This window comes from Actinoplanes sp. NPDC004185, from assembly GCF_053603475.1.
On sequence record NZ_JBSGFR010000040.1, the window covers coordinates 72,115 to 84,140 of the forward strand.

Annotated in this window: 8 protein-coding genes; 4 read left to right on the forward strand and 4 right to left on the reverse strand. The window is 74.1% G+C overall.

Annotated elements, in window-relative coordinates:
* The first annotated feature begins 101 nt into the window (after positions 1–101).
* Positions 102–2,675: an AAA family ATPase gene (locus ACWEOZ_RS33030; RefSeq protein WP_451914591.1), complete on the forward strand. Its 2,574-nt coding sequence runs from the start codon at positions 102–104 to the stop codon at positions 2,673–2,675.
* Between the two features lie 60 nt (positions 2,676–2,735).
* Entirely contained in the window at positions 2,736–3,545 is an 810-nt protein-coding gene (locus ACWEOZ_RS33035) for a class I SAM-dependent methyltransferase (RefSeq protein WP_451914592.1), read from the forward strand.
* A 15-nt stretch (positions 3,546–3,560) separates the two neighbouring features.
* Here the strand turns inward: ACWEOZ_RS33035 and ACWEOZ_RS33040 are convergent, their stop codons facing one another.
* Entirely contained in the window at positions 3,561–4,787 is a 1,227-nt protein-coding gene (locus ACWEOZ_RS33040; protein WP_451914593.1) for an aminotransferase class I/II-fold pyridoxal phosphate-dependent enzyme, read from the reverse strand.
* A gap of 97 nt (positions 4,788–4,884) precedes the next feature.
* Positions 4,885–5,631, reverse strand: coding sequence for an SHOCT domain-containing protein (locus tag ACWEOZ_RS33045; protein ID WP_451914594.1), 747 nt, complete (start codon positions 5,629–5,631; stop codon positions 4,885–4,887).
* A gap of 220 nt (positions 5,632–5,851) precedes the next feature.
* On the opposite strand from ACWEOZ_RS33045, the gene ACWEOZ_RS33050 reads away from it, so the two are divergent.
* Positions 5,852–7,912: a methyl-accepting chemotaxis protein gene (locus tag ACWEOZ_RS33050; RefSeq protein ID WP_451914595.1), complete on the forward strand. Its 2,061-nt coding sequence runs from the start codon at positions 5,852–5,854 to the stop codon at positions 7,910–7,912.
* 44 nt (positions 7,913–7,956) lie between these two features.
* Here the strand turns inward: ACWEOZ_RS33050 and ACWEOZ_RS33055 are convergent, their stop codons facing one another.
* Both ACWEOZ_RS33055 and dhaL read right to left on the reverse strand, forming a co-directional pair.
* Positions 7,957–8,379, reverse strand: coding sequence for a protein-tyrosine phosphatase family protein (locus ACWEOZ_RS33055; protein ID WP_451914596.1), 423 nt, complete (start codon positions 8,377–8,379; stop codon positions 7,957–7,959).
* Positions 8,376–10,076 (reverse strand): dihydroxyacetone kinase subunit DhaL, encoded by a 1,701-nt coding sequence (gene dhaL / locus ACWEOZ_RS33060; protein ID WP_451914597.1) that lies wholly within the window; start codon positions 10,074–10,076, stop codon positions 8,376–8,378. Before dhaL ends, ACWEOZ_RS33055 begins: the two co-directional genes overlap by 4 nt.
* A gap of 195 nt (positions 10,077–10,271) precedes the next feature.
* On the opposite strand from dhaL, the gene argS reads away from it, so the two are divergent.
* On the forward strand, positions 10,272–11,930 hold the full coding sequence (gene argS / locus ACWEOZ_RS33065; protein WP_451914598.1) for an arginine--tRNA ligase: 1,659 nt from the start codon (positions 10,272–10,274) through the stop codon (positions 11,928–11,930).
* Positions 11,931–12,026 lie beyond the last annotated feature (96 nt).

Below are 12,026 nucleotides of genomic sequence, written 5' to 3' on the forward strand. Positions count from 1 at the left end.
CGGACCCGGGGCCGGAACGCCCCAGTCCGCCCCATTGAGCTGCGAAGACTGTCCGGTTGTGGGCAGTGCCGGACGGCCGCGCGTCAGTACGCTCGGCCGCGATGGACCTTCTGGAGCGCGACGGCGCCCTCGCCGAACTGGACGCGCTGCTGGCCGACACGGCCGGCGGCGGGCGGATCGCTGTCGTCTCGGGGGAGGCCGGCGCCGGCAAGTCCAGTCTGGCCACCGCCTTCGCCGCCGCGGCCGGCCCGCGCGCGTGGGTGCTCTGGGGCGCCTGTGACCCGCTGCTCACCCCACGGGCCCTGGGGCCGTTGCACGACATCGCCCGGGAGGTGGGCGGCGCCCTGCGGGAACGGATGGCCGCGGGGGAGCGGAGCGCGGTGTTCGACGCCCTGCTCGACGCGCTCGACGGTCCCCGGCAGCGCCGCCGGCCGGTGGTGGTCATGGAGGACCTGCACTGGGCCGACGAGGCGACCCTGGACCTGGTGGCGTTCCTGGGCCGCCGGCTGGCGGTGCTGCGGGTGCTGCTCGTTCTCACGTACCGTGATGACGAGATCGGTCCCGACCACCAGCTGCGGACCGTCCTGGCCGGCCTGCCGCGGACCCTGGTCCGGCGGTTCCCCCTGGCCCCGCTGTCGGTCCAGGCGGTCGACGAGCTCGCCCGCCGCGCGGGCCGGGCCTCCTCCTCCGTGTACGCGGTGACGGGCGGTAACCCCCTGCTGGTCACCGAGGTCCTCGCCGCGACCGACTCCGCAGTGCCCGCCACCGTGCGCGACCTGGTGCTGTCCCGGCTGTCCGCGCTGTCACCGCAGGGCCGGGAAGCCGCCGGTTTCGTGGCCGTCGTGCCGTCCCAGGCCGAGCCCGCACTGCTCGCCTCACGGGGCGCCGGGGTCGAGGAGTGCCTGGCCGGTGGCGTCCTGAGCACCACCGCGGACGGGGTCGCGTACCGGCACGAGCTGCTGCGCCGGGCGGTGGAGCAGGAGTTGTCGCCGGTGCGCCGGGCCGCCCTGCACGCCGACGTGCTCGCCCAGCTCGCCGTCCGGACCGGCGTGGACCCGGCCCGGCTCGTGCACCACGCCCACCACGCCGGGGACGCCGCCGCGGTGCTGCGCTGGGCGCCCGTCGCCGCCGTACGGGCCGCCGAGGTCGGCGCCAACAAGCAGGCCGCGGCCCACTACGAGCTGGCACTGCGGCACGCTGCCGGCGCACCGGCGGCGGAACGGGCCGAGCTGCTGGAGGCGTACGCGACCGTCGCCTACCTGGCCGGGCAGATCGTGGCGGCGCTGGAGGCGCGGCGGCAGGCGCTGACGTTGCGCGAGCAGGCCGGCGACACGGTACGGATCGGCGAGAACCTGCGCTGGCTGTCCCGGCTCAGCTGGTGGCGGGGGCATACCGGGCAGGCCCGGCAGGCCGGCGTCCGGGCGGTCGAGGTGCTCGAGTCGATCGCGCCCGGACCGCAGCTCGCGATGGCCTACAGCAACCTGTCGCAGCTGCACATGCTGGCCGGCGAGGCCACCGCCATCGCCTGGGGTGAACGCGCCATCGACCTGGCCCGGCACTTCGGCGACCTGGACACCGAGGTGCACGCCCTGGTCAACGTGGGCTCGACCCGGATGGAACGCGACCCTGTGCAGGGCGGCGCGGAGCTCGAACGGGCCCACGCGCTCGCCGCCGCGGCCGGGCTCGACGACCACGCCACCCGCGCCCTGGCCAACAAGGCCTGCCAGGCGGTCGAGTGGTGCGACTTCGACGTCGCCGAGGACGTGCTGGAACGGGTGCTCGACTTCGCCGAGGCCCGTGACCTCGACGGCTACGTGCGCCATCTGCTCGGCTACCGGGCTGCGATGCTGCTGGCCCGCGGCGACTGGGCCGGCGCCCGGGCCGACGCCGAGACCGCCATGTCCGGTCCGGAGCATCCCGGGCCTTCCCGCAGCACCGCGCAGGTCGCGCTGGGCCGGCTGCGGGCGCGCCGCGGTGACCCGGGCGCCGTCGACATCCTGCTCAAGGCCGCGGGGCCGGCCTACGAGGCGGACGAGGTGCAGTTCGTCGGGCCGGTCTCGACCGGGCTGGCCGAGTGCCACTGGATCGCCGGGGACCCGGCCCGCGCGGCCGCCGAGGCCCGACGCGGGTACGCGGTCGCGGTCCGGGTCGGGCACCCCTGGTTTGCGGGACAGCTGGCCTATTGGCAGTGGCGGGCCGGGGAGCCGGTCCCGGTCAGCGAGCTGATCGCGCTGCCGTACCGGTTGCTGATCGAGGGTGACTGGCGGGGTGCCGCCGCCGAATGGGAGCGGCGGGGCTGCCCTTACGCCCGGGCTGAGGCGCTGAGCTGCGGTGATGAGGAGGCGATCGCGGAGGCCCTGCGGATTGTGGACGGTCTCGGCGCGGTGGGCACGGCCAGGCGGCTGCGCGCCGAGCTGCGGGACAAGGGTGCCAAGGTGCCGCGCGGGCCCCGTCCGGCCACGGCCGCCCATCCGACCGGGCTGACGGCCCGGCAGCGGGAGGTGCTGACGCTGCTCGCGGACGGGCTGAGCAACGCGGACATCGCCGCGCGGCTGACGCTGTCGGCCAAGACCGTCGACCATCACGTGTCGGCGGTGCTCGGCAAGCTCGGCGTACCGTCGCGGGGTCAGGCCGCCGCGGCCGCTCGCCGCCTCGGTCTGCTCGCGCCCCGCTGACGCCAACATGGGGAGAACTCCCCACGCGGGCCGCGGCCCGCTGCTCCTAGCGTCAGCCGCATGACGAGTTCACTCGCCCTCGAGGGCATCAAAGCACGCCAGCAGAAGACCTGGGCCAGCGGCGACTACGGCGCGGTGGCGGCCCTGATCCAACCCATCTCCGAGGCGCTCGTGCAGGCCGCGGACCTGTCCGCCGGGTCGCGGGTCGTCGACGTCGCCACCGGTACGGGCAACGCGGCCATCGCGGCGGCCCGGTGCCTGTGCACGGTGACGGGCGTCGACTACGTACCCGAACTCCTGGACCGCGGCCGGGCCCGGGCCGCCGCCGAGCACCTCCCGGTCGACTTCGTCGAGGGCGACGCCGAAGCGCTGCCGGGCCGCGACGGCGAGTTCGACGCGGTCCTGTCCGTCGTCGGCGTCATGTTCGCCCCGGACCAGGAACGCGCGGCCGCCGAGCTGACCCGGGTGTGCCGGCCGGGCGGCACGATCGCCCTGGCCAACTGGACGCCGGACGGCTTCATCGGCGAGATGTTCCGTACCGTCGGCCGCCGCGTCCCGCCACCGCCCGGCGTGCGCGCGCCCGTCGAATGGGGCAACGAGCCGCGGCTGCGGGAACTCTTCGGCGACCGGGTCCGCGACCTGCGGGTGACCCGGCGCGAGTTCGTCTTCCGGTTCGCGTCCCCGGAGGACTTCGCCGACTACTTCCGGGCCCACTACGGGCCCACGCTGAAGGCGTTCGAGGCGCTCGGCGAGGACGGCAAGCAGCTGCACGCCGACCTGGTCGAGCTGGTCAGCCGGTACGACGTGGCCACGGACGGCACCACGAAGGTCCCGTCCGCCTACGTCGAGGTGCTGGCCACCCGCGTCTGACCCGGCCGTGTCCGGTCAGTCGACCGGCCGGCGCTGCTGAGGGACGGCGGCCCGCAGCGCCCCGTCCCGGGCCAGCTCGGTCAGCACGTCGTTGAGGGCGTCGACCTGGGCCTCGGTGTGCGCCGCGGTGAGCTGGACGCGGAAGCCGATCTCGTCGCGGGGCACCCCCGGGTACGGCGCCAGCGTCACGTACTGCCCGGCCCGCCACAGCCGCTCGGAGACGGCGATCAGGTCGTGATCGGGCGAGATGGGGATCTCCACGACCGGGGTGTCGTCCCGGTTCAAGGTGTGCACACCCAGGCCCCGGACGTGCGAGAGCAGCTTCATGGTGAGCCGGTAGAGGTGTGTGCGCAGTTCGTCACCGCGTTTGTCGTTGACGTCCAGGCCGGCCATGACCGTGGCCAGCGACGCCACCGGGGACGGGCCGGAGTACAGGTAGGTCGGCGCGGCGACCTTCAGCCTGTCCTTGACCGCCGTCGGCAACGCCAGGTACGCCAGCAGCGACGAGTAGGCCTTGGAGAAGCCGCCGACCAGGATGATGTCGTCGTACGTCTCGCCGCTGTGCTTGACGATGGCGTTGCCCCGCAGCCCGTACGGGGACTGCTCGACGGGACTGCGCTCACCGATCACGCCCATGCCGTGGGCGTCGTCGACGTACAGGACCGCGCCGTTCTCCCGGCACAGCCGGGCGTACGTCTTCAGGTCCGGGATGTCGCCGGTCATGCTGTTGACGCCGTCCATGCAGACCATGACCGGCCGGGCGGTGGCCTCCCGGAGCAGGCGGGCGAGCTCGTCGGTGTCACCGCTGCGGAAGCGGCGCAATGTCGCGCCCTGGCCCCGCGCGAAGACACAGCCGTCGTAGATGGTCTTGTGCGCCCGGCTCTCCATGATCAGCGTGCCCTGCTGGGCCAGCGCCGGGATGACTCCGAGGTGGATCTGGGAGATGGTCGGCAGCAGCAGGACGTCCTCGGCGCCGAGCAGATCGCTCAGGCGCTCCTCGAGCTGCGGATAGAGCCGCGGGCTGCCGAGCATGCGGGACCAGCTCGGGTGGGTGCCCCACTTGCGCAGCTGTGGCTCGACCGCGCCGATGACCTCCTCGTCGAGGTCGAGGCCGAGGTAGTTGCAGGACGCCCAGTCGACCAGCCAGTCCTGGCCGATCCGGATCCGGCGCCCCTCGATCTCGTCGATGACGGCGTCGTACATGCGGCTGTGCAGGCGCAGGTCTTCGATGTCGTGCGTCATTGCCGGCACGAGTGAACCCCTCTCACATAACGAATCATGAAAGGCGTACCCCGGGCGGCTCGAGGATGAACCCGTGCGATGCAGAATGCAGCACCCGTCACGCCAGGCGGGCCTTGGCGGCGGCGAACTCGGCGTCGGTCAGCTCGCCGCGCTGATGCCGCCGGACCAGAGTGGCCAGTTCGGCCAGTGCCTCGGGGCTGAGCTGGGGAGGGGACACGTCCAGCGGCCCGTTTCCGGAATCGCCCGACACCGCCGGAGGGCCGGATGCCGGCGGGTCGGATCGCTGGGCAGGCGGCCCGGCGTAAGGGCCGGGCCGGTAACCGTCCGGCGACCCGCCCGCGGGGGACGCCGGCGTGAACCAGCGGTTCGCCGAAGGTCGGGTGAGCAGCACCGCTGCCGTGCCCATGGCGATCAGTGCCAGGATCGCGAAGATCGCGCTGCCGATCCGGAACTGGTCGGCGTACAACCACGACAGCGACTGGGTGACGGTCCCGGAACCGTCCGCGCGGCTCATCGTGATCTGCACATTGCCACTGAACTCCGGCGATCCGGCCCGGCTCGCGGCACTCAGGCCGCAGAGCAGCAGCGTACCCATGGTGCCCCAGGCGACGATCCGTCCCTTGCGGCTGCCCGCGCGGACCCGGGCCGCCGCGCCCAGCAGGATCAGCGCGGCGATGACGGTCAGCACCGCGCTCAGCACCACCGCCGACTGCAGGAAGACGAGCATGCCGCTGGACTCGAAGCCGGCCTCGCCCAACAGCTCCCGCGCGCCGTCGCGGGTGCGGCCCACCTGGCCCAGCAACGCCGCCGCGGTGATCACGTAACCCAGCGCCGTCAAGGTCATCAGAATGGTGGCAACAGTAACCGTCGCCGGGCGTGGTCTTTCGTTGGTGCTGGTCATCACGGAGCCCGTTCTCCGAACCGATACCGGCGACCTCAGTGAAGCAGGTGCCGCCCACTGCGCCGTTTCGCCCGATCATGAGGCTTTCGCGTGGTGGAATCGGGGCATGCGGATGACGGTGGGGGCCGAGCACGCGGCGTACCGGGATCGGCTCTAGCCGGCGATGCAGAGCGAATCCGCCGCCCCGGCGTTGCTGCGCCCGGTCCTGCCCATCGCGGACCGGATGCGCACCAGCACGCGCCTGGCCGCCCTCATCCTGGTGCTGATGATCCCCGGGATCGTGGCCACGTCCGCCTACGTCCGCGAGGCCCGGGCACAGATCGCCTTCAGCGAGGCCGAGCGGCAGGGCCTCGAGGTGGTCCGGCCTGCTCTGCTGGCGCTGGCGAACACGGTCGCCGCCCAGGAACCCGACCTGGCCGGCGTCCGGGCCGCCGTGGCCGCCCATCCCGAGCTGCGGCTGGACGACTCCCTGCGGGCCGTGCCGGGGCGGCTGGGGCCCACCCCCGTCCAGCGGTTCGCGCTGGCCACGGCGCTGGCCGGGCTGATCACCGACGCCGGCAACAACTCGAACCTGATCCTGGATCCGGACCTGGACTCGTTCTACGTCATGGACGCCCAGATCGTGCAGCTGCCGAAGGCGCTGCTGGGCGCGGCCAAGATCGCCGCGGCCGATCTGACCGGCGGCACCAACGCCATCGCGACCCAGGCGGTCCGGGCCGGGGAGCTGGCCACCGCGGCCGACAACCTGCGGTACGACGCGAGCACCGCGGCCGCCAACACGGCAATGGACGGGCTGGACGGCCGGCTGACCGAGATCGCCGCCGCGGCCGACGCCATGACCACGCTGGCCGACCAGCTCACCGACAACCTCGGGCGGCCCGGCCCGGCCGACGTCGGCCCCGTGGCGACGGCCATGTCCGGGGCGGTCGGCCCGCTCGCCGACGTCCTTGACGATCTGCTCGAGACCCGCGTGAACGGTTTCGAACGGGAACGCCTGATCGTCCTCTGCGTCACCATGGGCGGTTTTGTGCTCGCCGCCTGGTTCGCCGTCGGCGTGCTGTGGCGCACCCGGCACGACGTCGCCCTGGCCGTCCGCGGCGTCACGGCGATCGCCGACGGTGACCTGGAGGCGCGCCCGGTCCCGGCCGGCCGGGACGAGCTCGGTGACATCGGCCTGGCCCTGACCACCGCGCGTTCCCGGATGGTGGCCCAGGAGGAGGAACTGGTCCGCGCCCAGGTCGTCCGCGAGGAGCAGCTGCGGACCAGCTTCCAGCATCAGCGGCAGGCCGAGCTGCGGCTGCGGGACCGCGCCCAGCACATCATCGACGGGTCGACCACGGTCATCGCCGAGGAGCTGCGCCGGGTCACCGACCAGGTCGGCGACGTGCGGCGGGCGGCCGAGACCATCGACAGCGGCATCTCGGCCACCGGCGCGGCCACCGAGGCGGTGGTGGCCGACGCCCGGCGGGCCGAGGACGTGATCGCCTCGCTGGAGCAGAGCCTGCGCCGGGTCGCCGAGACGGCCACCCTGGTCAAGGGCATCGCGGGCCAGACCCGGCTGCTGGCCCTGAACGCCACCATCGAGGCCGCCCGTGCCGGCGAGCTGGGGCTGGGCTTCACCGTCGTCGCCGACGAGGTCAAGGAGCTGGCCAACAGCACGTCCGTCTCGACGGAGCAGATCGCCGGGACGATCAGCGAGCTCGAACGCGACACCCAGCAGATGGCCGACACGATCGCCGCGATGGTCGCCGGCATCGCCGGGGTGGGCGACGCCGCGACATCACTGCGCGCGGTGGCCGCCGACCAGGGCACGGTGGTGGGCCGGCTGGCCGACCAGATGGGCCGCACGATCGGCCGGGTCGAGGAGATGTCGGGCCTGTCCGCGCAGCTCGAACGCCGCGAGAGCGACCGGGTCACCATGTCCGGCACCGTCCTGGTGCAGCGGGCCGGGGACACGTACACCACCGAGCTGATCAACGTCAGCCGCGGCGGCATCCGGGTCCGCCTGGACCCGGCCGGCTCACTCGGCATCGGCGACGCCGTCCGGATCGAGAGCCTGGGGCCACTGCACGAAGGCATCCCGGCCCGGGTGGTCAGCCTGGGCACCGGCGACGAAGCGGGTGAGGCCGGCCTCCAGTTCATGATCCCGGACGACGCCCTGGCCGAGCGGGTCGAACGTTACGTCGCCGACCTCATCGAGGGCGCCGCCCTACCCGCCACCTAGACCCTCCCGGGCCGGCCGCACTGGGCCGGCTGCACCGAGCGGCCCTATGGGAAGTTCTGGACGTAGCGGCGCTGCCACGGCGTCTCGACCGCTTTGCGGTGGTAGCCGGCGCGGACGTAGTCGACCGCCTCCGCCGCCGGCACGCCGTCGAGCACGGCCAGGCAGGCCAGCGCCGTACCCGTGCGCCCCCGGCCGCCGCCGCAGGCCACCTCCACCCGTTCGTCCGCGGCCCGCTCCCAGACCTCGCGCAGCAGCTGCACCGCCTGGGCCCGGTCGGCCGGCAGCCGGAAGTCCGGCCAGCGCAGCCACCGGCTCTCCCACGCCACCGGGGCCGGTTCGCCACCCAGCAGGTACAGCCCGAACTCCGGGACGGGCCCGGGCGGCAGCGGCCGGCGGAGTCCCCGCCCGCGCACCAGCCGCCCGGACGGCAGGGCCAGGATCCCGGGTCCGGCGGGATCCCAGCTCATGTCTCGGGCAGGGACGACGCCACGGACGACAGCCACAGCACCACGGCGCGAGCGCCGGGGTCCGGGTGGCCGATCACCCGGTCGCCCAGGTAGCTGGACCGGCCCAGCCGGGCCCGGATCGCCGTGGTGCCCTGCGCGCCGTTGCGGGCTGCGTCCACCGCGGCGGCCAGAGCGTCCCGGCCGGAGGCGCCGTCGCGCAACGCCGCGGCCATGGCCTCCGCGGCCGGGGCCAGGGCGTCGACCATCGTGCGGTCGCCGACCTCGGCCCCGCCGACCTCGCGGACGCCGTCGGTGCCCGCTTGCAGCGCCGCCGACCACGCGCGGGCCGGGTCGTCCGGGCCGGCCTCCTCCAGAGCGGCCGCGGCGCGCAGCAACAGGATCGCGTACAGCGGGCCGGAGGTGCCGCCGATGCTGCGCCGTACGGACGCCGACGTGGCCCGCAGCACCGCCGCCGGGCCCTGCTCGCCCGGGTATGCGGGGCACTCCGCGAGAACCGCCGCCGCCCCCCTCGCCATGCTGATGCCCATGTCGCCGTCGCCGACCTCGCGGTCCAGGTCGGTCAGCTCGTCGCGGTGGGCGACCAGCGTCTCCGCGACCGCCTCCAGGGCCCGCCGTACGGGATCGTCGGCGGGCAGCGTGCCGGTCGGACCCTCGGCCGGTGCCGGCGCCGGGATGACCGCGCCCTCGGCCGCCGGGACGGTGCGGGGCCAGGCCGGCGCGGTGGTCGGCGCGTCCAACGCGGTCAGCAGCTCGTCGTCGACAGCGAGCAGGCTGACCGAGACGCCGGCCATGTCCAGCGCCGTGAGGAAGTTGCCGGCCCAGATCCGGGCCACCGGGTTGCCGCGTTTGCGCAGCTGCCGGACGGCGGCGTCGGCCACGATGGACAGCTCCATCGGCGGGGTCGCGCCGAGACCGTTGACCAGCAACGCGACCGGCTGACCGGGGGCGATGCCGCGGTCGTCGGCGATCGCGGTGACCAGCCGCTCGGCCACGTCGCGGGCCTCCTGCAGGGCTGCCCGTTCCACCCCGGGCTCGCCGTGGATGCCCAGGCCCCACTCGGCCTCGTCGGCGTCGAGCAGGAAGCCGGGCCGGCCGGCGGCGGGCACGGTGCAAGCGCTGAGGGCCAGGCCCATCGTGCCGACCGTGTCCGCGACGCGCTGGGCCCGGCGGGCCACCTCGGCCAGCGGCAGACCGGCCGCGGCAGCCGCGCCCGCGACCTTGTGGACCAGCACGGTGCCCGCGAGGCCCCGGCGGCCGGCGCCTCCCTCGGCGGCCAGCGCGACGTCGTCGGCGACCACGACGGTGGCCACGTCGACGCCCTCGGCCCGGGCCAGCTCGGCGGCGAGCCCGAAGTTGAGGCGGTCGCCGGTGTAGTTCTTGACGATCAGCAGGACACCGCCGGGTGTCGCCACCGCCCGGATGGCGTCGAGGACGGTGTCCACGGACGGCGAGGTGAACACGTCGCCCGCGACCGCCCCGGTCAGCATGCCGGCGCCGACGTACCCGGCGTGGGCCGGCTCGTGCCCGGCGCCGCCACCGGAGAGCAGGCCGACGTGCCCGGCCGCGCGGACGTCGTCGATGTCGGTACGGACAGCGGTGGTCGAGCCGGCCAGACGGGCGATGCCGGCGGCGGTGAGCGTGAGTCCGTCCAGGGCCTCACTGACGACATCGTCAACGGCATTGATGAGCTTCTTCACCCGGGCCATTCTCCTCCCCATCACGCTGATCGACCCGGTAACATCGGCGCCGTGCACAGCAACCACAGCGAGCGACGCCGGATGAGCCCCCTCCGGTTGCGCTAGCACGTGCCTCCAGCCGGCGGGTCGATCCCGCCGGCGCGAGTGGCACCGGCACCTGTCGACCCGTCTCCGCGTACCAGTCGATGGGTCGTCATGAATCTCGAAGCTCTCCTCAACGCCCGGCTCGCCCCCGCGTTCGCCCAGGTCGCGCAGGCGACCGTCGATCCGGCCGTGCGGCGTTCCCGGCACGCCGACTTCCAGTCCGGCGCGGCCCTGCCGCTGGCCGGGCCGCTCGGCCGGCCGCCGCGCGACATCGCGGCCCGCGTGCTGGCCGCGGCCGACCTGGCCGGGGTGGCCACCGCCGAGATCTCCGGTCCCGGCTTCCTCAACCTGCGGCTGACCGACGAGGTGATCGCCGCCGGGGTCAACGATCTCGCCGCCGACACCCGGCTCGGGGTACCGCGCACGACGCGTCCCGAGCGGATCGTCGTCGACTACTCGTCGCCGAACATCGCCAAGGAGCTGACCGTCGGGCACCTGCGGTCGACCGTCATCGGCGACGCCGTCGCCCGGCTGCTCGAGTGGCTCGGTCACGACGTCGTGCGGGCCAACCACCTCGGTGACTGGGGCACGGCGTTCGGCATGCTCATCGAGCACCTGGGTGACGGCGACGCCGACGAGATCACCGACCTGACCGCTTTCTATCAGGCTGCGCGGGCCCGGTTCGACGCCGACGAGGACTTCCGGACCCGGTCACGGCTGCGGGTGGTGGCGCTGCAGGGCGGGGACGAGCACACGGTGCGGCAGTGGCGGCATTTCGTCGCGGCGTCGCAGCGGTATCTGCTGGCCGCGTACGACCGGCTCGGGGTGACGCTCGGCCCGCGGGACTTCACCGGCGAGAGCTTCTACAACGACAAGCTGGAGCCCGTGGTGGCCGAGCTGGCCGCGCAGGGCCTGCTGCGGGAGAGCGAGGGCGCGCTGTGCGCGTTCCCGCCGGGCTTCACCGGCCGGGGCGGCGATCCGCTGCCGCTGATCGTGCGCAAGAGCGACGGCGGTTTCGGGTACGCGGCCACCGACCTCGCCGCCCTGCGGTACCGGACCGGTGAGCTGGGCGCGACCCGGCTGCTCTACGTCGTCGGCGCCCCGCAGCGCATCCACTTCGCGATGGTCTACGCGGTGGCGGCGGCCGCGGGCTGGCTGCCGGCCGGCGTGCGGGCCGAACATGTCGGCTTCGGCTCGATCCTGGGCACCGACGGCAAGATGTTCCGGACCCGCTCCGGCGACCCGGTCAAGCTGGCGGCCGTGCTGGACGAGGCGGTCACCCGGGCCGCGGCGCTCGCCCCCTCCGCCGAGGTGGCGCGGGCGGTGGGGATCGGCGCGGTCAAGTACGCCGACCTGTCCGGTGACCGGATGTCGGACTACGTGTTCGACTGGGACAGGATGCTCGCGCTGACCGGCGACACCGGGCCGTACCTGCAGTACGCGTACGCCCGGACCCGGGGCATCCTGAGCAAGACGCAGGTCGCGCCGGGACCGATCCGGATCACCGCCGCGGCCGAACGCGCGCTCGCGCTGGAACTGCTCGGCTTCGCCCAGGTGGTCACCGGGCTCGAGGAGTCGCTGGAGCTGCACCGGCTGGCCGGCTACCTGCACGGACTGGCCCAGACGTTCAGCGCCTTCTTCGAGGCGTGCCCGGTGCTGAAGGCGCCGGCCGGCGTCCGGGAGAGCCGGCTGGGCCTGTGTGAGCTGACCGGCCGGACCCTGCGCCAGGGGCTGGACCTGCTCGGCATCGCCACGCCGGAACGGCTCTAGATGTTGCGACCCGACACGTTGTTTCAGGCGGTGAGGCGGCTGATCGGTGGGTGTCCCCCGAGTGCTGAGTGGCTGCGGGCAGTGTTGTAGTACTCC